This is a genomic window from Nonomuraea sp. NPDC049152, from assembly GCF_040648355.1.
Lineage (GTDB): Bacteria > Actinomycetota > Actinomycetes > Streptosporangiales > Streptosporangiaceae > Nonomuraea.
In genome coordinates this window covers 229,048-250,450 of the sequence record NZ_JBEZDO010000012.1, presented here as the reverse complement: position 1 = coordinate 250,450, position 21,403 = coordinate 229,048, and the positions used below count along the sequence as shown (strand labels likewise).

General features: G+C 68.9%; 17 protein-coding genes and 2 pseudogenes. 5 read left to right on the top strand and 14 right to left on the bottom strand.

From position 1 onward, the window contains the following. Positions 1–20 precede the first annotated feature (20 nt). Both AB0B45_RS23515 and AB0B45_RS23510 read left to right on the top strand, forming a co-directional pair. The gene (locus AB0B45_RS23515) at positions 21–272 is read left to right on the top strand and encodes a transketolase C-terminal domain-containing protein (RefSeq protein WP_358133941.1); all 252 of its coding nucleotides are present in this window, start codon (positions 21–23) and stop codon (positions 270–272) included. Beyond that, positions 269–580: pseudogene (locus AB0B45_RS23510) on the top strand (hypothetical protein); the annotation flags it as partial. The gene AB0B45_RS23515 and the pseudogene AB0B45_RS23510, both read left to right, overlap by 4 nt. Before the next feature lie 61 nt (positions 581–641). Here AB0B45_RS23510 and AB0B45_RS23505 read toward each other — a convergent pair. Both AB0B45_RS23505 and AB0B45_RS23500 read right to left on the bottom strand, forming a co-directional pair. Next, positions 642–758, bottom strand: a pseudogene (locus tag AB0B45_RS23505) (DNA-binding response regulator); the annotation flags it as partial. Then, positions 755–3,301, bottom strand: a complete 2,547-nt coding sequence (locus tag AB0B45_RS23500) for a sensor histidine kinase KdpD (RefSeq protein WP_358133938.1) — start codon at positions 3,299–3,301, stop codon at positions 755–757. The gene AB0B45_RS23500 and the pseudogene AB0B45_RS23505, both read right to left, overlap by 4 nt. A 919-nt stretch (positions 3,302–4,220) precedes the next feature. On the opposite strand from AB0B45_RS23500, the gene AB0B45_RS23495 reads away from it, so the two are divergent. Beyond that, positions 4,221–6,134 carry an amino acid transporter gene (locus AB0B45_RS23495; RefSeq protein ID WP_358133935.1) on the top strand — a complete coding sequence of 638 codons (1,914 nt, stop codon included), beginning with the start codon at positions 4,221–4,223 and terminating at the stop codon, positions 6,132–6,134. A gap of 94 nt (positions 6,135–6,228) precedes the next feature. Here AB0B45_RS23495 and AB0B45_RS23490 read toward each other — a convergent pair whose 3' ends face one another. The 4 genes from AB0B45_RS23490 to AB0B45_RS23475 all read right to left on the bottom strand — a co-directional run bounded on the left by AB0B45_RS23490 (position 6,229) and on the right by AB0B45_RS23475 (position 9,064). Then, entirely contained in the window at positions 6,229–6,510 is a 282-nt protein-coding gene (locus AB0B45_RS23490) for a hypothetical protein (RefSeq protein WP_358133932.1), read from the bottom strand. 196 nt (positions 6,511–6,706) lie between these two features. After that, the gene (locus AB0B45_RS23485) at positions 6,707–7,339 is read right to left on the bottom strand and encodes a maleylpyruvate isomerase family mycothiol-dependent enzyme (RefSeq protein WP_358133929.1); all 633 of its coding nucleotides are present in this window, start codon (positions 7,337–7,339) and stop codon (positions 6,707–6,709) included. A 64-nt stretch (positions 7,340–7,403) separates the two neighbouring features. Next, positions 7,404–8,708, bottom strand: coding sequence for a DUF6596 domain-containing protein (locus AB0B45_RS23480; RefSeq protein ID WP_358133927.1), 1,305 nt, complete (start codon positions 8,706–8,708; stop codon positions 7,404–7,406). A gap of 5 nt (positions 8,709–8,713) precedes the next feature. Further along, on the bottom strand, positions 8,714–9,064 hold the full coding sequence (locus AB0B45_RS23475) for a YciI family protein (RefSeq protein ID WP_358133925.1): 351 nt from the start codon (positions 9,062–9,064) through the stop codon (positions 8,714–8,716). A 470-nt stretch (positions 9,065–9,534) separates the two neighbouring features. Here AB0B45_RS23475 and AB0B45_RS23470 point away from each other — a divergent pair, with 470 nt between their 5' ends. Next, positions 9,535–9,888 (top strand): hypothetical protein, encoded by a 354-nt coding sequence (locus AB0B45_RS23470; protein WP_358133923.1) that lies wholly within the window; start codon positions 9,535–9,537, stop codon positions 9,886–9,888. A gap of 148 nt (positions 9,889–10,036) precedes the next feature. Here the strand turns inward: AB0B45_RS23470 and AB0B45_RS23465 are convergent, their stop codons facing one another. The 6 genes from AB0B45_RS23465 to AB0B45_RS23440 form a co-directional block, all read right to left on the bottom strand. Then, positions 10,037–10,405, bottom strand: coding sequence for a VOC family protein (locus tag AB0B45_RS23465; protein WP_358133920.1), 369 nt, complete (start codon positions 10,403–10,405; stop codon positions 10,037–10,039). A 313-nt stretch (positions 10,406–10,718) separates the two neighbouring features. Then, complete coding sequence (locus tag AB0B45_RS23460; protein ID WP_358133918.1) at positions 10,719–12,479, bottom strand: alpha-L-fucosidase; 1,761 nt, start codon at positions 12,477–12,479, stop codon at positions 10,719–10,721. A 24-nt stretch (positions 12,480–12,503) separates the two neighbouring features. Next, the gene (locus AB0B45_RS23455) at positions 12,504–13,793 is read right to left on the bottom strand and encodes a Gfo/Idh/MocA family oxidoreductase (RefSeq protein ID WP_358133916.1); all 1,290 of its coding nucleotides are present in this window, start codon (positions 13,791–13,793) and stop codon (positions 12,504–12,506) included. After that, positions 13,790–14,605 carry a carbohydrate ABC transporter permease gene (locus tag AB0B45_RS23450; RefSeq protein ID WP_358133913.1) on the bottom strand — a complete coding sequence of 272 codons (816 nt, stop codon included), beginning with the start codon at positions 14,603–14,605 and terminating at the stop codon, positions 13,790–13,792. Before AB0B45_RS23450 ends, AB0B45_RS23455 begins: the two co-directional genes overlap by 4 nt. Beyond that, positions 14,602–15,501, bottom strand: a complete 900-nt coding sequence (locus tag AB0B45_RS23445) for a sugar ABC transporter permease (RefSeq protein ID WP_358133910.1) — start codon at positions 15,499–15,501, stop codon at positions 14,602–14,604. Before AB0B45_RS23445 ends, AB0B45_RS23450 begins: the two co-directional genes overlap by 4 nt. A gap of 72 nt (positions 15,502–15,573) precedes the next feature. Continuing rightward, positions 15,574–16,869 carry an extracellular solute-binding protein gene (locus tag AB0B45_RS23440; RefSeq protein WP_358133907.1) on the bottom strand — a complete coding sequence of 432 codons (1,296 nt, stop codon included), beginning with the start codon at positions 16,867–16,869 and terminating at the stop codon, positions 15,574–15,576. 109 nt (positions 16,870–16,978) lie between these two features. Between AB0B45_RS23440 and AB0B45_RS23435 the strand changes: the two genes are divergently transcribed. Further along, positions 16,979–18,109: an ROK family protein gene (locus AB0B45_RS23435; RefSeq protein ID WP_358133905.1), complete on the top strand. Its 1,131-nt coding sequence runs from the start codon at positions 16,979–16,981 to the stop codon at positions 18,107–18,109. Positions 18,110–18,194: 85 nt separating this feature from the next. Here AB0B45_RS23435 and AB0B45_RS23430 read toward each other — a convergent pair whose 3' ends face one another. Next, positions 18,195–18,518, bottom strand: coding sequence for a hypothetical protein (locus AB0B45_RS23430; RefSeq protein WP_358133903.1), 324 nt, complete (start codon positions 18,516–18,518; stop codon positions 18,195–18,197). A 144-nt stretch (positions 18,519–18,662) separates the two neighbouring features. Beyond that, a complete protein-coding gene (locus AB0B45_RS23425) occupies positions 18,663–20,951 on the bottom strand; it encodes a discoidin domain-containing protein (protein ID WP_358133901.1) in 2,289 nt (762 codons plus the stop codon). Between the last annotated feature and the right edge of the window lie 452 nt (positions 20,952–21,403).

Here is a 21,403-nt window from a genome sequence, read left to right as displayed (position 1 = left end):
GGCCGCTGGACCTCGACACGGTGCTGGGCAGCGTCGAGCGCACCAGACGACTTGTCGTGGCGCACGAGGCGCACGTCACCGGCGGGGTGGGCGGCGAGATCGTCGCCGCGGTGGCCGAGGCGGGGATACCGCTGCGGCGGCCCCCGATCCGGGTCGGCGCCCCGCCGACCCGGATCCCGGCCGCGCCGGCACTGGCACAGGCCGTCATCCCGTCCGCCGACACCATCGCCGAAGCGCTGACCCTCGCGGTCTCGCCCGGCGAAACCCGATGAAAGAGGGGATCATGGGAGACTTCATCGCCGTTCACCAGACGGCCAGACCACAGGGGGCGCCGACGCCGGAGGAGTTCGCGTTCGTCACCGGCCCTGTCCCCTCACCCGTCCATGGGACGGCCTTGGTGGAGAACCTCTGCCTGTCGTCGGTCGACCCCTACATGCGCGAGTGCATGGACGGGGAATGGGAGCTGAACAGCCCGCTGGAAGGACGCTCGATCGGGCGCGTCATCACGTCAAGGGATCCTCGGCTGGCGGTCGGCGACCTGGTTTTCCACCGCAAGGGGTGGCGGACGCACGCCGTGGTCGGCCCGGACGAGGCCCGCGTCCTGCCTCGGGTGGACGGTGTTCCCGCCAGCGCCTTCCCTCGCGCAGCGCAGAGCCGCCAGCGGTGGCGACGGCGACCTCGTAGTGCCTGGCCACCAGGTTGATGCGGAGCGCCCGGAGAATCTGGGGCTCGTCGTCCACGACGAGGACGCGGGTCACGAGACCACCGCCCGCGAGCTGATGGGCAGCGTCAGGATCATGGTGAGACCTCCCCCTGGTGTCTCATCGGGTACGAGGGTGCCGCCCATGGCCTCGGCCAGTCCTCGTGAAAGCGCGAGGCCGAGGCCGACACCCGTGCCGTTGTCGCGGTCACCCAGGCGCTGGAACGGCAGGAAGATGCGGTCGTGGGCGTCGGGAGGAACACCTGGCCCCCTGTCGATCACCCGGATCTCGACATGGTCACCGTGCCAGCTCGCGGTGATGACCACCCTCTTGTCCTGCGGGCTGTAGCGCACCGCGTTGGTCATCAGGTTGACCAGCACGCGTTCGAGCAGCGTGGGATCGGCGACGATCTCGGGCAGATCAACGGAGAGGTCGCCCTCGACCCTGTCCCGCAGCGGGCCGAGGTCGTCGACAGCGCGGGGCACGACCTCCTCCAGCGCCACCGGCTGGTGGTCCACGCCCAGGACTCCCGCCTGCAGGCGGCTCATGTCCAGCAGGTTCGCGACCAGGCGGTCCAGCTTGGCCAGCGACTCGTCGGCGGTGGCCAGCAGCTCGCGGCGGTCCTCCTCGCTCCATTCGATCGCGGTGTTGCTCAGGCTCTCCACGGCGGCCTTGGCGGAGGCGAGTGGGGTGCGCAGGTCGTGGCTGACGGCGGCCAGCAGCGCGGTGCGCATCCTGTCCGCCTCGGCCAGCGGTCTGGCCTGCTCGGCCGCCTCCTCCAGCCGCTGCTGGCGCAGCGCGACCGCGGTCTCGGCGGCGAACGCCTCGAGCACCCTGCGGTCGGCCGCGTCGAGCAGCCGTCCGCGGGCGGCGAGGACCAGGTTCTCGTCGATGACGACGTCGGTGTCGGCGGTGGAAGGAGAGGTGCACGGCGTGCCCCCGGTGGTCGCGATGATCCGCCATGCGTCGGGGTCGGTGTGGTCGTCCGGCATGCCACCGGTGTCGGGCCGCCGTTCCAGCAGGGTGACGGAGGTCAGCCCGAACGTCTCCCGCACCCTGGCCAGCAGCGAGGGCAGCGCGGCCTCGCCGCGCAGCACGTGCCCCTCCAGCGTGGCGAGGATCTCGGCGTCCGCGCCCGCTCTGGCCGCTTCCCTGGTACGGCGGGCGGCCACGTCGACGATCGTGCTCACCATGGCGGCGACCAGGACGAACACGATGAGCGCGAACAGGTTCTCCGGATCGGAGATCGTGAACTCGCCGACCGGAGGGGTGAAGAAGTAGTTGAGCAGCAGCGAACCGCCGACTGCCGCGGTGATGGCCGGCCACATGCCGCCGATCAGAGCCACGCCGACCACTGTGGTCAGGTAGAAGAGGATCTCGGTCGGCAGCGACAGGTCGTTCCTGAACGGGATCAGCGCCGCCGTCAGCCCGAGCATGCCGGCGATGGCGACCGCCCATCCGGCCAGCCGCCGCTTCGCGGTCAGCGCCGCGTGGGAGCGCTCGGGACGGCGGCGGCCCCTCTTCGCCTCGGCATGCGTGATCATGTGCACGTCGATGGTGCCGGACAGCGCGGTGGTCTCCACGCCGACACCGCGGGAGAAGATCTGCGCGAACCTGCCTCGCCTGGACGCGCCGAGCACCAGCTGGGTGGCGTTGACGCCGCCTGCGAAGTCGAGCAGGGCGCGGGGGATGTCCTCGCCGACCACCTGGTGGTAGGTGCCGCCCATGCTCTCCACCAGCGTGCGCTGCCTGGCCAGGTTGGCAGGGTCGCCGCCGGACAGGCCGTCGGCGCTGGTGACGTGGACGGCCAGCAGGTCGGCGCCCTTGGTCCTGGCCGCGACGCGGGCGGCCCGCCGTACCAGGGTGTCGCCCTCGGGGCCGCCGGTCAGGGCCACCACGACGCGTTCCCGCGCCTCCCAGGTGGTGTCGATCCCGTGGTCGGCGCGGTAGCGATCAAGCTGCTCGTCCACCTTGCCGGCGACCCAGAGCAGGGCGAGCTCGCGCAGGGCGGTCAGGTTGCCGACCCTGAAGTAGTTGGACAAGGCGGCGTTCACCTTCTCCGGAGCGTAGACGTTGCCGTGGGCCATCCGCCTTCGAAGCGCCTCGGGCGACATGTCGACCAGCTCGATCTGGTCGGCGCGGCGCACCACCTCGTCGGGGACGGTCTCACGCTGGGGGATGCCGGTGATCTGCTGGACGACGTCGTTGAGCGATTCCAGGTGCTGGATGTTGACCGTGGAGACGACGTCGATGCCGGCGTCGAGGATCTCCTCGATGTCCAGCCAGCGCTTGGTGTTCCTCGATCCCGGCACGTTCGTGTGGGCCAGCTCGTCGATCAGCGCGATCTTCGGTTTCCGTTCTATGAGGGCGTCCACGTCGAACTCGGTGAAGGTGGCGCCCCGGTAGTGGATCGTCTTACGCGGGACGACCTCCATGCCGTCGAGGAGTTCGGCGGTGCGGGGACGGCCGTGGGTCTCGACGAAACCCACGACGACGTCCCTGCCGCGCTCCAGTCCCCTGCGGCCCTCACAGAGCATCGCGAAGGTCTTTCCCACGCCGGGCGCCGCGCCCAGATATACCCTCAACCGCCCGCGTGCCATCGCGCTTACCCCTTGTCGAGGGCCAGGTCGAGCTGGAGCACGTTGACCGCAGGCTCGCCCATGAACCCGAGCGCCCTGCGGTGGTGTACTCCTTGATCAGATGCTCCACATTGGCCTGGCCCATGCCGCGTTCCGCTTTCATGGCCAGGTGGCCACAGGAGAAGCAAAACCGGTGATTTGGGGAGCTTTGCCATTCTTGACGGCATCCATACGCATCTGCGCTGAGTCCTGACGCGATGCGTACGGCGTGCCTCATCGGCGGCAGATTGTCGTAGGGATGTCGTCAGGACCGGCAGCACGACGCTCCACCACGTGGTCGTCATCGACGGGCAGGCCCCTGGCGGTCATCCGGAGCCGACGGATCCTCGATGGAGGCCGCTTCTTGCTGGTCGGCTTCCGCGGCCGCCCCTCTCGGTCTACGGAAGGCGGCTATCAGCCCTAGAAAGAACCCCCCGAATATCGCCCAGGAGTTCAGAGCAGCGCCGCAGGCATCCGACAGGGTCGTGCCCTGGATGAAGACCTTTTCGCCGAAGACGCCAACGAAAGCACCACCCGTCGTGGACGCGACCGTTGTGAGAACGGTCCACGTTCCTCTGGGGCCGAACATGACGTGATCGTATACAAGCGGGTCGCCGCCCCGATAGCAGCCGGAGGCCACGGCGATCAGGCATGCCGACGCAAACCGACAGCACCATCGTGATCGGGGTCCATGCGGCATGACGCTTTCTTGATGCGCAGCTGTCTGCACCGGCAGACGCCGGAGCAAGTCCCAGGTCACAGGCCCTGCGCGTATCACTCTCTGTGACGGTACGACTGCGGCCATTGACGCATTCTTGACGCCTCACCACGACGAACAGGCACAAAGCAGTCAGTAGTGTGCGTTCGTCAAGACGAGAGCACAACGTCGGGGGACCCGAGCATGACAAGGACGAGGCAACCCGCCTCCGCACCGGGAACTCCGCTACGGACCTGGTTGCTCGAGGGCCTGCAGACCGATCGCAAGCAGATCGAGCACGGCCCGCACACCAAGCACTCCTGGTGGCGGGTGATGTGCCTGACAGGCGTGGACTACTTCTCCACCCTGGGCTACCAGCCGGGCATCGCCGTGCTCGCGGCCGGACTGCTCTCGCCCCTGGCCACGATGTTCCTCGTCGGCCTGACCTTGCTGGGCGCCCTGCCGGTCTACCGGCGGGTGGCCGAGGAGAGCCCGTACGGGCAGGGCTCGATCGCGATGCTGGAGAAGCTGGCCCCGCAGTGGTGGGGCAAGCTGTTCGTGCTGGCCCTGCTGGGCTTCGCGGCGACCGACTTCGTCATCACGATGACGCTCTCGGCCGCCGACGCCACGGCGCACATCCTGGAGAACCCGTTCGCGCCGCACTGGCTGGAGGGCCAGCGGGTGCCGGTCACCCTGATCCTGCTGGCCCTGCTCGGCGGGGTGTTCCTGATGGGGTTCACCGAGGCGATCGGCATCGCCGTGCTGTTGGTCTTCGTCTATCTGGGGCTCAACGCCGTCGTCGTGGTGACCGCGGTACAGCACGTGCTGGAGAACCCGGACGTGGTGGTGACCTGGCGCAACCTGCTGAGCGCCAACTACAGCAGCCCGCTGGCCATGATCGGCCTGTCACTGCTGGTGATGCCGAAGCTGGCGCTGGGCATGTCCGGCTTCGAGACGGGCGTCGCGGTCATGCCGATGGTCAAGGGCGACGTCCAGGAGCGGGTCAGAGGCACCAAGCGGCTGCTCACCACGGCCGCGCTGATCATGAGCGTGTTCCTGATCCTGAGCAGTTTCGTCACCACGGTGCTGATCCCCGCCGAGGAGTTCAAGCCGGGCGGCAAGGCCAACGGCCGCGCGCTGGCCTATCTCGCGCACGGCTTCCTGGGCGACTGGTTCGGTACCGCCTACGACATCAGCACCATCGCCATCCTCTGGTTCGCGGGCGCTTCGGCGATGGCCGGGCTGATCAATCTAGTGCCGCGCTATCTGCCCCGGTACGGCATGGCGCCGGAATGGACAGGGGCGGTGCGCCCGCTGGTCCTCATCTTCTCCGCGATCGCGTTCGCCATCACGATCATCTTCGATGCCGACGTGGAGGCCCAGGGCGGCGCGTACGCCACCGGCGTGCTGGTGCTCATGCTGTCGGCCGCGGTGGCGGTGACGCTGTCGGCCCACAGGAAGGGCCAGCGCGGCGCCCGCCTCGGCTTCGGGTTGATCAGCGCGGTGCTCGCCTACACGCTGGTCGACAACGTGATCGAGCGCCCGGACGGCGTCAAGATCGCGTCGTTCTTCATCGCCGCGATCATCACCACCTCGCTGATCTCCCGCGCCACCCGCTCGACCGAGCTGCGCGTCACCGAGGTGCACCTGGACCCGTTGGCTGAATCGTTCGTCAACCAGGCCTGCGGCGACATCCACGTGATCGCCAACGAACCCCACGAACGCGACCAGACCGAATACAACGACAAACTGCGCGAAACGTGGCTCAACCATCGGCTGCGCAGCTCGGAACCGGTGATGTTCGTCGAGGTCACCGTGCCCGACGCGTCCGAGTTCGAGACGGAACTGCACGTCAAGGGCGAGGAACGCTACGGCCACCAGATCCTGCGCATCGACAGCTCCGCCGTGCCCAACTCGCTGGCAGCCCTCCTGCTCTACCTGCGCGACCGCACCGGCCGCGTCCCGCACATCTACTTCCACTGGGCCGAGGGCAACCCGATCGTGGCCATGCTCCGCTACCTGGTCTTCGGCGGCGGCGACGTCCCCCCGCTGACCCGCGAGGTGCTGCGCAAGGCCGAGCCGGACCTCGAACGCAGACCCCATGTCCATGTCGGCTGAGCCGCACCCTGGCCCAGGCTGTCGGCGAGCGGGGGATTTCCGTCAACGCCGTGACGCCGGGTATCGCCGACACTGAGGCAGGATCCACCTCAACTCAGAGATCGAGAAGCCGGCTGCGTCCGTCGCCACGCTCAACCGCATCGGCCGGCCTGCCGACATCGTGGCCTAACCATGACGCCCGCTGGCTGACCGGCCGCGTGATCGACGCCACCGGCGGCACCTTCCTCGATCCCCGGATCTGGCGGATCACACGGGCGGCGAGCGTCCGGGCGATCACGCGCAGGGCAAGGGCCTCCAGATCCGCGAAGGCCTGCGGGGCCTCGGTCGCCGGGGCTGCGGCCCGCGTGCCGTCAAGCGGAGTGGAGCCGACCGACACGCTGGGAGCCCCGCGGCCCCTTGTCCGCTTCGCAAGGCCGAACGCCGCCCGCCCTGAGCGGGAACCGGCCACCTTCGGCGAATCTCGTACGCAAGTCTGGAAAAGGACGGCCCGCGGATCTGTTCAGCTGATTCGACTGACGGCGACGTCGACCAGGCCCTGGTCGACGTCGCGGTGCGCCCCTCAGGACGAATTCCTACAGCCGGGCCGCGATCCGTTCGGTACCTGGTCCGGACACCCCTGCGAGCCCGGCGGCCCGTCCGGTCGCCAGCAGGAGCAGATCACCTGCCGGCCCTCGAACGTCGTCCGATCCCGCACCAGCCGACCACGCCTGGTCGGTGGCCACCAGTCTCGTACCGAGGAGGCGCTTGCGGGCACCGTAGAACGGGCTGGCAAGGACGTGTTCGAGCGCCGCGACCGTCTGCTCTGCGGGCATCTTCCGCTCGCGCCCGAGCGGCCGGGCGACATCCTGCCCGTGCACCAGCGCGTCGACGAGCGGGTCCAATGGGCCGGCCAGGGGTGCACGGCGAGCCGAGCCCGCCGTCTCGCGGAGTTGTGCGACGAGTTCCCCCGGCCCGAACCGGGCCGCCCGTTCCCGTGCCTTGTCGGCCTCCATCCGCTCCCAGTCGCCGCGTGCCCGGATCATGCCCTTGATCGTGCCGAGGAGCGTGGTGCGCGTGGACAGCGTCAGGTGCGCGGCCACGTCGTGCACGGTCCAACCGGGGCAGAGGGAGGCCGCCTGCCACTCGTGCTCGTCGAGGTCGTCGAGGAAGTCAGCGAGGCTGAGCCGTTCAGCCTTCACCCACGCGAGTATCTCGTCACGGTCCATGTCCGACTCTCCTCAGGTAGCAGCTGAGTGGTGTACGTGGTGTCGACGGCCGGGGTGTTCGCTGTCATGGGCCGACCCTGTCATCCGGGCCGGACGGCTCGACAGCGTTCAGCTTGCGCCGCAGGTGGGCCCGTTCGGGCTCGGTGCCGACCAGGTCGAGGGCTTCCCGGTAGGCCGCCGCGGCCTCGGGCAGCCGGCCGAGGCGCTGCAGCAGGTCCCCCCGGGCGGCCGGGTAGGGGTGGTGACCGCGCAGCTGCGGCTCGTCGGCCAGCTCGTCGAGCAGCGCCAAGCCAGCCTCTGCCCCGTCGCGCATCGCCATCGCCACTGCGCGGTTCAGTGCGACGACGGGGGACGGCGTGAGCGCGAGCAGCACGTCGTAGAGCGCCACGACCTGCGGCCAGTCGGTGGTCGCGAGGTCGACGGCCTCGTCGTGAAGGGCGGCGATGGCGGCCTGCACGCCGTACGGGCCCGCCGGGCCGCCGGTCAGCGCGGCGACCACCAGGCCGCGGCCCTCCTCGATCATCGTGCGGTCCCAGCGGCCGCGGTCCTGCTTGTCCAGCAGCACGATCTCGCCGTCCGGACCGGTCCGGGCGTCGCGTCGCGCATGGATCAGCAGCATCAGCCCGAGCAGCCCGGCAACCTCCCGCTCGGCGGGCAGTAACCGGCGCAGAATCCGCGCCAGCCGGATGGCCTCCTCTGCGAGGTCGAGGCGCTGCAACCGCGGGCCCGAGCTGGCCGCGTAACCTTCAGTGAAGATCGAATAGATGACCTGAAGCACCCCGGGCAGGCGCTCCGGCAACTCGTCGGCGCCGGGCACGCGAAAGGGGATGCGAGCCTCGCGGATCTTCTTCTTCGCCCGCACGATCCGCTGGGCCATCGTCGCGGTCGGTACGAGAAAGGCCCGCGCCACCTCGGGCGTCGCCAGACCGGCCAGGCAGCGCAGGGTCAGCGCCCCGCGGTCCTCGGCCGCGAGAGCGGGGTGGGCGCAGGTGAAGAACATCTGCAACCGCTCGTCGGGGAGATCCCCGTCGGCGTCCGCGGGCGGGGCAGGGTCGGCCCGGTCCGCCTCCGCCTGCAGGATGGCGAGGCGGGCGGCGTAGGCCTGGTCCCGCCGCAGTCGGTCGACGGCCCGGCGCCGCGCCGTGGTCAGCAGCCAGGCGCCCGGCCTGGCCGGAACGCCCTCGACCGGCCATTGCACCAGAGCCGCCTCGATGGCCGCGGAAGTGACCTCTTCGGCCAGGTCGAGATCGCCGAAGCGGCGGACGAGGGAGGCGAGCAGCCGACCGCGCTCCTCACGGAACACCGACTCCACTGACGACTGGACAGACGACTCGACGGGCATGCCGGGCCCGGCGGTTCCCTCGTCCACCACCGTCAGGCCCCGAACTCGGCGATCGGACGCACCACGACCGACCCGCCGCCGCTCAAGCCGGGGCAGCGGGCGGCCCAGTCGAGCGCAACATCCAGGTCCGGCACGTCGATGACGTAGAAGCCGCCAAGGATCTCGCGGGTCTCGGCGAACGGCCCGTCGGTGACGGCCCGCTTGCCGTCCGGGCCGACCCGCACCGTCGTGGCGGTGACCAGGTCCGCCAGTGACTCCCCTGAGACAAAGATCCCAGCGCCCTTCACCTCGTTGTCGTAGTTCATCCAGTCCTCGACACTGCAGTCTGCGGCCGCGCCGTTCTCGTCGATCGCACCAGCGTTGATCAGCAACATGTACTTCATGGTCCGACTCCCGTTGGGTTCCGTTGTATCCGCGCGCGGCGGGGTTGCCGTACAACATGACGTCGTGCGACACACAGCCAAATCGACAGGCCCCCGAAGATTTTTGCAAGGCGAGTCACGGCGCCCTCGACCTGGGCGGCATTCACGCGTTGCCGGACCACCTGTGGCTGTACGGCCTCCGCGGCACCGGTTGGCCGGCCTGGTCGGGGCCGAAGCGTTCCGCATCATGACGCAGTCGCGGTTCGCGCCCTTCCCGAGCGAGGTCACCGAGCACGACGCGCGGACGGCCTACCTGGCGATGATGCGTGACTGGCTCGTCCTCACCGTGGGCCGGCTACGACCACCCGGAGCTCGTTCAGCTCTGGCAGCGGCCGGATGCCGACATCCACTCCGCGGTGCCGCTTCGTCCACCGCGGCCTTCGGTCCTTATTCGGCTTGTGCTTGCTGAGGGGCAGGCGCATCCTGTCAGCGTGCTCTACCGTGTCCTGACCGACAGCATCCGTGGCTGGATAGATGCCGGCGTCCCCGACGAGGAGTGGAACCGTCCCTCGGGTACGCAGCTTGGCGGCGCCTGGGTGAAGGGTGGCGTCAACGCTCAAGTGCGCGACCTGCCTATGCCGTACATCGAGAACCGCAGGGCCAGATTCTGGTTCACCGAGGAGGGCTGGGGCGTTTATGGGCGGGACCTCACCGCGGGACTGCGTGCCCACGGCCACACGGTGCGCGTGATCCGTATCAAGAACCCGGCCAAGTCACGGGTGATCTACCGCGACCGCTTTCAAGTGGCGCTCCTCCCCACCGAGCGGGCTGATCCGAAGCCGTAGGAAGCTCGACCAAGAGGATCGTCGAAGACGCGATCCTCCCTTCATGTCGGTCAGCCACAGCCGGTCGCGCGGCGCGACGTCGAAGCAGCGCTGGACCAGGTCATCCTCGGTGGCCTGGTTGACCAGGTTGCGGCGGCCCTCAGACTCCTCAGACCTGAATGACCGACAGCACGTTGCCCGCCGGGTCGGTGAACCAGGCGATGGGCGGGCCCTCCGCGCGCATGACGCCCTTCGCGTCCTGCTCCATCTGCGGGTAGCGCTCGAACCGCACCCCCCGCTCGGTCAGCTGGTCGACGACGTTGTCGATGTCGTCGACCGGGAAATTGAGGATGGTGAACGTCGCCGGCGTGTGGTCAGGCTTCGGGTAGACGAGCGTGTCGCGGTCGCCGGCGAGATGCAGCGTCAACATTCCGTTCTCCTCCGAGAGCCGGATGCCGAGTGTGTCGCCGTAGAAGGCCTTGGCCGCCTCGATGTCGTCCACCGAGAACCCACTGAACGCCTTCGTGTCACGGAACATCGGTTCTCCTCCGTTGCTGCCTGGTGCTCATCTCTGACCTGGACGGCCCGCGCATCGTTGCCGTCCGGTCCGATCGCGGTGGCGAACCGACTGCCCTCGCGGTCCTCCAGCTCGGCCGGCCACGTGACGCCCCTCGCGTCCATGCGGGCGGCGCGGGCGCGCGTCGGCCACGTAGAGGTTCAGTATCACCCGGCCGGGCTCGGGATTCCTGTCCGACACACTTCGGCCCCCGCGGTCGATGAGCAGGTGCTGCTTCACCTGCTCAAGGACCGCGACCGGGTGACGAAGCTCCACTCCGCGTGACGGCCGTCCTTTACCGGGTCACCCGGAAGGCGTCGACCAGCATGTAGGTGCCAGACTTCTTGACGACCTTGATCGTGTGCGTCCCCGCGCTGAGGCCGTCCGCCTTGAACAGCACCTGCTGGGTCTGCTTGGCCTCGGAGAAGCAGTCGACGGTCGCCTTCAGGGCGCCGTCCAGGTAGACGTCCACCCTGCCCATGTCGCGGAACCGCTCGGTGACGTACTCGATGCCGGTCCCGGAGAAGGTGAACTCGGCCGAGTCGCCGTCGGTGGAGGTGTAGTGCACGTCACCCCCCAGGTCGCCCGGGCGGCCGCCGTCGGCACCCCACGAGCCGGTGTACCTGATCAGGAAGTCGTCGTCGTTGTAGACCCCTCCCGTGGGCTCGGGGATGGGGGCGCCATCGCGCACGACCTTGCGGACCTGCTCGAGCTGAGCGAGTTGTGCGGGGTCGAGCCTGCCGTACCTGTTGACCTTGGTGTCCAGGCCGATGGCGCCGCCCCGGTCGGTGGCCGCCTTCACCCAGCGCACCAGCGAGGTGGTGTCCTTGGAGGTGCCCTTGTTGCCCCAACCGGCCCAGTAGGGGTCGTTCGCCCCCAGGAAGGTGAAGTCGAACCATTGGGTGCTCTGCTCGGCGTCGGCCCATCGCCCGGCTGAGGGGATGGCGCCGAGTCCCCTGGACTCGCCGGGGGTGTAGTCGTCGTAGACGGACGTGGGCTGGTGGTTCCGGGCGCCCAGACCGGAGTTCAGCGCGATGATCCGGTCGGGGTTGCCTGCCTTGAGCGCGGCGGCGAGGCTGGACCAGTTGTAGGGCTTCGTCATGTCCTGGTAGGCGGGGTGCAGTGCGGGGTACACCCCGTCGACCCACCAGCCGGCCAGCTTGGTCCCGTAGCGCTCGGAGTACTCCCTGATGACCGACTGCCACTTCGCCAGCGTCTCCTGCGAGGGCACGCCGTCCGTTCCGGGCGAGTAGCCGAATGCCCTGGTGATCGCGTAGTCGCCGGGTTGCTTGTGCGCCGAGTGCGGCGGGTTGCCCGGAATGTAGAAGACCAGCTTGATGCCGCGCTTCGCCAGCGCGTCGGCGATCTCCATGGGCAGGTCGCGTCCGGCGGGGGTGCGCTCGCCCGGCTGCAGCCCTGCGATGCGCTCATAAGCCTGGTTGGGGGCGAGCATGTAGCCGCTGTTCTGGCCGAGGGTGATCATGGCGAAGCCGGCGCCCGCCTTCGCCAGGTCCTCGGCATAGGCCTCGGCGTCGAAGGTCTTGACGAGGTCGTCCCATGACTCGCCGTCCTGCCACTTCTCCTCGGGGGAGGCGGCCACCCGGTTGATGTAGTTGGACAGGAAGTGGTGGGAGACGCCGTACCGGGCGTCGTGCAGCCAGTCCGTGCCGGGATTGCCGTCGACGGTCTTGATCAGGACGGGCTCGGACAGGCGTGCCCTGCCTGTCGCGCCGGTCGCGTCCACCGGGGTGACCTCCGCGCGGAGGTATGTGCCGCCGTAGCTCAGCGGGATGCCGATGTTGCGGGTCAGCACGCCCGTGAGCGGCGTCCACGGTCCGGACGCGGTGGGGCCGGTGAGCCAGCGGAAGCGGGTGGTGCCCTCGGCGTCGCCGTCGGGATCCTGGAAGCGGTAGCGGACCTCAAGGCCGCCCTTGGTGCGGGCCTCGCCGGTGATCTTCACTTTCTGCGCTTTGGGTGAGTGCTGGGTCGTGGCCAGCGCGGGTGGGGCGATGAGGATGGCGGTGACCGTGATTCCCAGAACGAGCGTGGAACGCATGGCTCTCCTTCATACGGGGGGTGACTACAGTTCGACGACAGTGCTGGTGTGGCGGGCGCGCTCGGCGCCGAACACGACGAGGTGGCTGTCGACGCTCTCGGCGATGCCGGACAGGATGAGTTCGGGACGGCCCTGGTGGAGGGCGTCGACGAACGAGCGGACCAGCGCCGCGTCGCCGCCGGCATGCCCCTCGGCCACCGAGGAGCCGTCTCTGGAGGTGTCGATCGTGGTCGTGCGCTCGGTGACGAAGTCGTAGAGGTGGATGAAGCGGCCGTCGCCGGTGAGCTGGCCGCGAGTGCCGAAGAACTTGGTGTGCCGGTTCTCCAACGGGGTGAACGCGGTCATCGTGAACGACGCGGTGACGCCGCCCTGGTACTCGATGTTGACCACCTGGTGGTCGACCACGTCGTTGTCGCATGCGTAGACGCACCTGCCGTACGGGCCATCGGCCAGCGCCCGGGTCACGGCCTCCTCGGTGAGCACGCCGGCGGTCATGACCCGGGTGAAGTACTGCTTGGTGCCGCCCTCGCGCAGGCCTTCGCGGTACATCCGGGCGGCGGAGTACGGGCAGGAGGCCTCGACGGGACAGTCGAGGCAACGGTCGGCGGCCCCCGAAGGACGGTTCTCGGGGCGGAAGTGCCGCAGCCCGCCGAAGGAGGAGACCCGCTCGGCCCTGCGGCCGATGACGAAGCCGAGCCAGTCGAGATCGTGGCAGGACTTGGCGAGCAGAGCGAACGTGGTCTCGTCGGTCCGCCGCCAGTTCCCGCGCACGAAGGAGTGCGCGAAGTGATACCAGCCCACCGGCTCCAGGTGCTCGACGGAGACGATCTCGCCGAGCTCGGGGAGCACCTCGCGCAGCGCCGTGGTGTACGGCGTGTAGCGCATGACGTGGCAGACGGCCACGGTGGCGCCGGTCCGCGCGGCGACCTCGCCGATCGCGATCGACTCGGCCGCGGTCGGCGCGATCGGCTTCTCCAGCAGGATGTCGTAGCCCAGTTCGGCGAAGGCCGACGTCGGGTCGAGATGCTCGGAGTCGAGGGTGGTGACCGCGACCGCGTCGGCGAGCCTGGGCGACGCGGCCATCTCCTTCCAGTCGGAGAAGACCCGCTCGGGGGGCAGTGCGTGCCGTACGGCGAAGCGGTCGCGGACGGCGTCGCGCGGCTCGGCCACGGCCACGATCTGGACTCGCTCCGGCCATTGGGCGGCGAGCTCGGCGTAGGCCGAGCCGCGGGCGCCTGCGCCGGCGATCGCCAGCGTGACCGGACGGTCCAGCGGAACGCCCACGTGCGCCCGCAGGTTGGTGTGCGTGGTCATCCCTTGACGGCTCCCCCGGTGAGACCCTTGACGAAGTGCTTCTGCAGCACGAGATAGAAGGCGAGGATCGGCAGCGTGGCCAGGAACATCAGGCCGAACATGCCGCCGAAGTCGCGCTGGAACTGACCCAGCGCGCGATACATCCCGACGGTGACGGTGGTGCCGCCGGCCGGGCCGAGAATGATCAGCGGATTGAGGAAGTCGTTCCAGATCCACACGCCCAGGAAGATCAGCACACTGGCGGTCGCCGGGCGCAGCAGCGGGAAGACGACGCGCCAGAACGTGCCGAACTTCCCCGCCCCGTCGATCGAAGCGGCCTCCTCCAGCTCGACCGGGATGGACCGGATGAACCCCGAGAAGACGAACACGCCGAACGGCACGTAGTAGCCGACGTTGAACAGCACGAGCCCGCTGATCGTGCCCATGAGCCCGGTCAGGTTCAGCACCTGGGTCACCGGCATCAGGATCACCTGCGGCGGGATCATCAGCCCGGCCAGCAGCACCAGCAGCGTGATGCGGGCGAACCTGCTCCGCGTCCTGCAGATGTAGTGGCCGAGCATCGCCGAGACGATCGTCAGGATCACGATCGACGGCAGGGTCACCGTGACGCTGTTGATCAGTCCGTTCCAGAACATCCGGTCGGGGCGGGTCAACGCCTGCGTGAGGTTGTCGAGGGTGGGCGGGATCGGCGGCGACGCCGGGGAGGCGGTGATGTCGGGCCCGTGCTTGAACACGTTGGCCAGCACCAGGTAGAGCGGCAGGAAGAAGCAGCTCGCGACGAGGAGGGCGACCAGCGGCCTGACCGGCTTCACAGGCTCACTTCCCTGCGGTTGAGCACGCGCAGCACCACGGTCGAGACGGCGGCGATGACGACGAGCATGACGATCGCCATCGCGGAGGCCTCGCCGGTCCGGTTGGCGGTGAAGCCGACCTGCATGACGTTGAAGGCGAGGGTCGAGGTGGTGCCCACGCCAGGTCCTCCGGCGGTCAGCACCTGGATGTGGTCGTAGGCCTTGAACCCGGTGATCAGCAGCATGACGGTGTTCGTGGTCAGCGAGGAGGCCAGCAGCGGCCAGGTGACCTTTCGGAAACGCAGCCAGGGCCCGGCGCCGTCGATCGAGGCGGCTTCGTGCATCGACTGCGGCACGCTCTGCAGCCCGGCCAGGTAGACCACCGAGCAGAAGCCGAGCATCTGCCAGCTGATGATGAAACCGATCGAGTAGAGAGCGAGATCAGGGTCGGAGAGCCAGCCCGGCGGTTCGGCGACGCCCAGGCCGCGCAGCATGCTGTTGATCAGGCCTTCGTCCGACAGCATGGCCATCCAGACCACGCTGACGACCACGGAGCTCAGCACGACTGGCACGAAGAACACGCTGCGCAGCGTGTTGTACAACCATCCCTTGCGATCGAGGAGTACGGCGACGCCGACCCCCGCGGCGTTCGGCACGATCACGATGATCAGGGTCAGGATCGTGGTGACCCGCAGCGAGCTGAGGAAGGCCTCGTCGGTGAGGAGGTTCAGGTAGTTGGCCAGGCCGACGAACCTCGTCTCGGTGGCGAAGATGTTGGCGTTGGTGAGGCTGTAGCCGACGCTGAGCAGGATCGGCGCGAGCACGAAACAGGCGTAGACCAGCACGCCGGGGGCGACGAAGCTCAGCAGGTAGCCGAGCCGGTGCCAGAGGGCGGGCCCGCGTCGTTTCAGGACCATCTGCAGGGCTCTTTCGGTTTGAGGGGGCGCCGCCGAAAGAGGCGGATCGACGGCGACCCCGGCGTGGGAGGGCTATCGGCCGCCGGCCTTGACCCATTCCGCGTCGAGTTCCTTGGTCACCTGTGCGGCGTCCTTCTTGCCGGCGATGATGTCCTGCGCAAGCGCGAAGACCTTGTCGGAGACGCCGGGTAGCAAGGAGTCGTCGCCGGTCTCGACGGTGAAGGCGTTGACCACGCCTCCGGCCTCGAGGGCGTCCTTGTAGACCTGGAGGGTGGCGTCGTAGACCGGCCCCATGGTGGGCGGGGTGTAGCCCTTGATCGCGATGATCGCGGCGTCTGACTTCACCGTCTCGTCGTTGTTCGCCTGGTTCTGGTTGAACTCCAGGGCGAATCTCTTGGCCGCGTCGAGGTTCTTGGCCTTGGCGTTCACAATCGGCCCACCGCCGGTGTAGGCGGGCACGATCGGCTTGGCGCCGTCGTCGGTGGGCAAGGGGAAGACCCCGACGTCGAAGGAGGGCTTGGTGGCGTCGGCGGACGCCGCGAACCACGAGCCCATGGGGTACATCGCGCCCTTGCCCTCGACGAAGGCCTTCTCCGTCGACGGGTAGTCACGCGAGAGACCGGCCTTGTCGACGTACCCCTTCCTCACCAGGTCGACGAACTTGGCGGTGGCCTTCTGGAAGTCGGGGTCGGTGAACCTGACCGTGCCGGCGCGCCGTTTGACCAGGAAGTCGGGCTGCTTGCTGTACACGTCGGTGCCGACCAGGGCGATCCACAGGTATCCGGCCGCGAACGCGTCCTTGCCGCCGCCGCCGACCACGAACGGGTTGATGCCCTTGGCCTTGAGCTTGGCCGACGCCTCAAGGAGTGCGGCCCAGGTCTTCGGTGGGGTGCTGATGCCCGCGTCGGCGAACAGCTTCTTGTTGTAGTAGATGAGCGGCGTCGGCTGGGTGTTGTAGGGAAGCTGGTAGATCTTGCCCCGCAGCGGGTTCACCTTCGGGAACTCATAGGCGGCCAGCTCGGCGTCATCCCATGGGGCGAGCTGGCCGCTCTCGGCGAACCCGCCGGGCGCGATGGCGGCCATGACGTCGGGCAGCTGCCCCGAGGCCAGGAGCTGTTTCGCGTAGCTGTTGCGCTCGCCCGCGCTTGGCGCCACGAGCTTCTTCACCGTGATGTCGGGGTGCTTGTCGGTGACCCGCTTGATCTGGGCGTCCCAGATCTCCGGGCCGAGGTTCGGCGTCTCGAACGTGAGGAAGGTGATCTCCTTCCTCACGCCGCCGGCCGTCTGCTCGGTGCTGGCGCCGCCACCGGCAGGGGCACAGGCTGAGAGTGCGAGCGCGGCGGCAGCAAGCGTGCATACCTTCTTCACCTGGGGGTCCTCTCAGAGTGGTGCTGGGGATATTTTTAGTAGGTTCTCTAATAATTGGCAATGGTCTACCATCATTTCCAGGCATTCATCGACTCGTGACGAGGACCGCGTGACCCTCACTGGCCAGGACCCCGCACTGCTCCGGCGCCTCAACGCAGCCGCGGTGCTGCGCGCGTTGCACGGCAGCGACGCGTTGACGCTGACACAGCTCGTCAACGCCACCTCCATCTCCAGGGCCACTGTGGAGGACGTGATCGCGGGGCTGCAGAGCGAAGGACACGCCGAGGAGGTCAGGCCAAGGGCGGAGGACCCGCGCCCCGTCGGGCGCCCGGCCAAGCGCTACCGGTTCCGCGCGGAGGCAGGTCACGTCGTCGGCCTCGACATCGGCCCCAACAAGGTGCTCGCGCTGACCGCCGACCTCAAAGGCCGCATCGTCGACACCCGCAGGTCGGCCGTCAGCCCGGAGGCCACCCCGGACGACCGGCTCGCCGCCGCCAGGGCCGTCGTCCGCAGGACACTGCGCGCCGCGGGGCTCGAGCCCGCCGACGTGCGCGCTCTCGGCGTCGCCACGACAGGAGTCGTCGACCCGGCCGCGGGCAAGGTCGTGGTCAGCGACCGGCTGCCCGGCTGGGCCGGTCTCGACCTCGCCGGAGCCCTCGGCGGGCTGTGCGCGGGTCCCGTCCTCGTCGGCAACGACACCAACCTGGCCGCGCTGGCAGAGCACTGGCGCGGCGTCGCCACGACCGCCGACGACGTGCTGTGCATCCTGGCCGGGCGGAGCATCGCGGCGGGCCTGCTCATCGGTGGCAAGTTGCACCTCGGCCGCAACGGCGCGGCCGGGGAGATCGGGGTGATGAGCGCCTTCGGGTGGTACACCGCCCTGGACCGGTTCTACTCCTACGGCGCGGACGAGGGCTCGGCCGCGGAGGCCGCCGAGCGGGTTTTCGAGGCGGTGCGCAGGGGCGATCACGAGGCGAGCGCCATCGTCCGGGCCTTCGTCCGGGATCTGGCCAGAGGTGTGGGCGCGGCGGTTCTCACGATGGACCCCGAGCTGGTGGTGCTCGGTGGCGGCATGTCAGGCGCCGGCGACCTGCTGGTGGAACCCCTGCGCGAGGAGCTCGCCGAGCTCTGCCTCTTCCCCGTGCGGGTGGAGGCCTCGACGCTGGGCAGCGAATCGGTGGCCCTGGGAGCGGTACGGCTGGCGCTCGACCATGTGGAGAGATCGCTGTTCGACGTGTGAGGGGAAATGTCCGTGGCCTACGCGATCATCCGCTGACCTCCTGCTCCATGGTCCAGCCCAAGACAGACCGACAACCGGTCCCATTTCACACTGCCGGAATCACCACAGTGGGTTCGACATCGGGAGTCGTCGCCGGGGAGAGGGCGAGGCCTACGTTCTCCGTCTCGGCCGCGAGGCACTTGGCCAGCGACACCTTCTGCTGGTTGCCGCCGGACAGCTGCCCGGCGAGCCGGCGGGACGAGGCGAGCCTGATGCCGAGCCGGTCCACCCACATGCTGACCACCTCGCCCTCGCGGGCAGGCGACACGTAGCCGAGCGCGCCGGCGCCGACGCGGTCGACCACACGCGTGCGGCCGACGGCACCATCACGTTCCTCACCGAGGCGGGCGCGAGCTACCGGATCGGCCACGCACACCGGCCTTGAGCCCCAGCCCTGGTGGCAGGTCGACCTTGGGGCCAGCCGGCCGATCGGCGAGGTCGCGGTGTGGAACGGACGCGACGGGGCGTGGGTGCGTCCAGCACCACCCACGCCCTGTCGGCGCACCTCCCGCGCCTACGCGGGGTCAGGCTCGGGGCTCATGGAACGAACCTCGAAGCGCCACAGCGAGTACCCGAAGCCGGTCGCCCGCTTGATCCCCTGCATCCGCACGTACCGTGCGGTCACCGGGTCGAAGGTGAGCTCGTCCACGCGGGCCCCGTCCGGCTTGCCTCGGACCGAGGCCACCGTCTTCCAGCTCGTGGCGTCGTCGGAGACCTGGATGTCGTAGTCGCGGCCGGAGGCCGTCTCCCAGTCGAGCAAGACGCGCTGGACCCTCTGCGAGGAACCGAGATCCGCCTGGATCCATTCACCGTCGCGGTAGGCACTGGCCCACCGGGTCTTGGGATCTCCGTCGGTGGCGTTCTCCGGTCCCAGGCTCGCCACTTCGGACGACGACGCCGTGGTCGGCCGGCGCAGCGCCAGGTCCGGCACCTCGAAGACGCGCGTGCTCCACAGGGCGTACCCGTTCTGCTTCTTGCCCGCCCGCGTGCCGACGAGCCGTACCTGCCGCGCCGTGACCGGCTCGAACGCAAGAGTGTCCACTCCCGCGGCTTCGCGGCCCGTTCGGCTGGCGACGGTGGTCCAGTCCTCGCCGTCCCGTGACACCTGAACCTCGTAGTCCCGCCCATAGGAGGGCGCCCAATCCAGCTCGACCTTGCTGATCACGACCGGCTTTCCGAGGTTCACCTGAAGCCACGCCTCGTCTCCTGGCCCGCTGGCCCACCGGGTGGTGCGCACCCCGTCGAACGCCACGGCCGCCTCACCCGCGGAGGCTGTCGCCTCCTTGCCCAGGCTCACCTCTCCCGACGCCGACGCGGCGAGCGTCGTGGAGACTTTCGTCAGGCCGGTGCCCACCCCGAGCTTGCGCACCGTGTCGAGGAAGGCGCTGTACGGCACGCCGGACTTGGCCCCACTCCACATCTTCTGCGCCAGCACGCCGAAGGTGGGCTCGACCAGTCCGTGCACGTCCAGCTCCGTGTAGGGGGCCTCGGTCAGGTCGTTCCACACCGCCGACATGGCCCCGAGCAGCTGTGGGTCACCAGGGGCGACGCTCTGCCCGCCGGGGAAGACGTGCGGCTCCCACTGGTCGTAGAGGTACTTTCCGTCCAGCCCGCGGCCGTGGTAGTAGCCCGCGAACGGGACGACGTAGAGCAGGGCGTCATTGGTGTTGATGAAGGAGTAGCCGTCCCGCTTGAGCGCCTGCGGCCCGTACCAGCCGTTGTTCCAGCTGTTCATGGTCACGTCGCGGTCGTAACCGTCGGCGTTGGTCGCCATGACCGACAGGCTGCCCCAGGCCCGCGGCTGCTTGCCGAGCGCGCGGATGTGGGCGGCCATCTCGTTGAAGTAGACCTTGTAGCGGGGCTTGTCCACCGTGTACTCGTCGGCGCCGAAGTGCACGTCGGGACTGCGGAACCAGGGCACGAACTCGTCGAACACCGACTTCATGAACGCGGTGGTCTCCGGCTTGGACAGATCAAGGTGGTCGGACTCGCCGTTGTCGAGGCCGAGCGAAGGGCGGAACCGGATGAACGCCAGCGAGTGGGCGGGCGCGTCGAACTCGGGGATGATCGTGAGGCCGTTCGCGGCGGCGGTGTCCTCGAAGGAGTCCCAGTCTGCTCGGTCATAGGCCCCGTCCGCGGAAGCCAGCCCGGCCAGCTCGGGGTTGCCGGTCTTGAGCCGGAAGCCGGCCTGGACTTCGCTCCAGGGCTTGCCGCCCTTGAAACCGTTGTCGTTGAGGTGCAACTGCAGCTGGTTGAGTTTGAACCAGCCCATCAGCCGCAGGTAGTCGCGGATGTAGTCGGCGGTGAAGAAGCGCCGTCCGACGTCCAGCATGAACCCGCGAACTTTGTAGTTCGGCCAGTCCACGGCCGCGCCCACGGGGACCGAGTCGCGACCGTCGTCGAGCAGCAGGATCTGCAGAAGGCTGCGGGTGCCGTAGTAGACACCCTTCGCGGTCGGCGCGGCGATCGTCACGTTGCGATCGGTGATCGTGAGGGTGTAGCCCTCCTCGGCGAACCGGGCGCCGCCCGCCGCATCGGCAAGAGCGGGATCGATCGACAGGACGATGTCGCCATCCTGTGGGATCCGCGGAGAGACGTCCAGCTTCCGCCCTGTCACCTGCTCGATCTCGGCGGAGAGCCGGGCGCCCTGGTCGTCGAGTTCGCCGCCCCGCTTCTTGGCCAGGACGATCCGGCTGTGCTTGCGCAGCTCGAACGAGCCCGTTCCGCCCTCCCACTGCTGAAGAGCGGGCACGACGACGGGCTTGGTGTTGAGGTTGGTGTTCGCAGGGATGGGTTCGGCCATGGCGGATGGCATCGCGAGGAGGGGCACGGATAACGCGAGCGCCACCCTCCCCGCCAATCGGGCTGCATGTTGATACATGGGCACTTCACCCTACTTTCGAGCGAGACTGAAAAAACTTATACACGAATTTCGAGTAGGGGTATAGACCAGCTGCGCTGTCGGCAGCGGGATAGACGCCTTTCGGTCTAGACCGGGTACCGCCGCAACTGAGGGTCGGAACCGGGGGGCGAGCTCCACTTCTTCGGCGGAGACGTGGGGTTCGCCCGGCAGATCGAAGGAGCGTGTGCCACCAGGCCAGGTCTGCACGGCAGGGGCGACGACAGGCTCGTGTCGAACTCGGTGCGGACGTCGGCGGGGAGGGGTGTGAGGGCGGCTGGGACCGCGAGTATCGCGGCCATCCCGGCTCGGTGCAAGGGACGTCCGGCCTAGACCGGTCTAGATCTCCCTTGCCG

Excerpts from the sequence above, each read along its gene's own strand:
- AB0B45_RS23455 (WP_358133916.1), bottom strand. The coding sequence starts at position 13,793 with ATGACCACGCACACCAACCTGCGGGCGCACGTGGGCGTTCCGCTGGAC.
- AB0B45_RS23460 (WP_358133918.1), bottom strand. The coding sequence starts at position 12,479 with ATGCGTTCCACGCTCGTTCTGGGAATCACGGTCACCGCCATCCTCATC.
- AB0B45_RS23465 (WP_358133920.1), bottom strand. The coding sequence starts at position 10,405 with ATGTTCCGTGACACGAAGGCGTTCAGTGGGTTCTCGGTGGACGACATC.
- AB0B45_RS23485 (WP_358133929.1), bottom strand. The coding sequence starts at position 7,339 with ATGGACCGTGACGAGATACTCGCGTGGGTGAAGGCTGAACGGCTCAGC.
- AB0B45_RS23500 (WP_358133938.1), bottom strand. The coding sequence starts at position 3,301 with ATGGCACGCGGGCGGTTGAGGGTATATCTGGGCGCGGCGCCCGGCGTG.
- AB0B45_RS23495 (WP_358133935.1), top strand. The coding sequence starts at position 4,221 with ATGACAAGGACGAGGCAACCCGCCTCCGCACCGGGAACTCCGCTACGG.
- AB0B45_RS23475 (WP_358133925.1), bottom strand. The coding sequence starts at position 9,064 with ATGAAGTACATGTTGCTGATCAACGCTGGTGCGATCGACGAGAACGGC.
- AB0B45_RS23425 (WP_358133901.1), bottom strand. The coding sequence starts at position 20,951 with ATGGCCGAACCCATCCCTGCGAACACCAACCTCAACACCAAGCCCGTC.
- AB0B45_RS23445 (WP_358133910.1), bottom strand. The coding sequence starts at position 15,501 with ATGGTCCTGAAACGACGCGGGCCCGCCCTCTGGCACCGGCTCGGCTAC.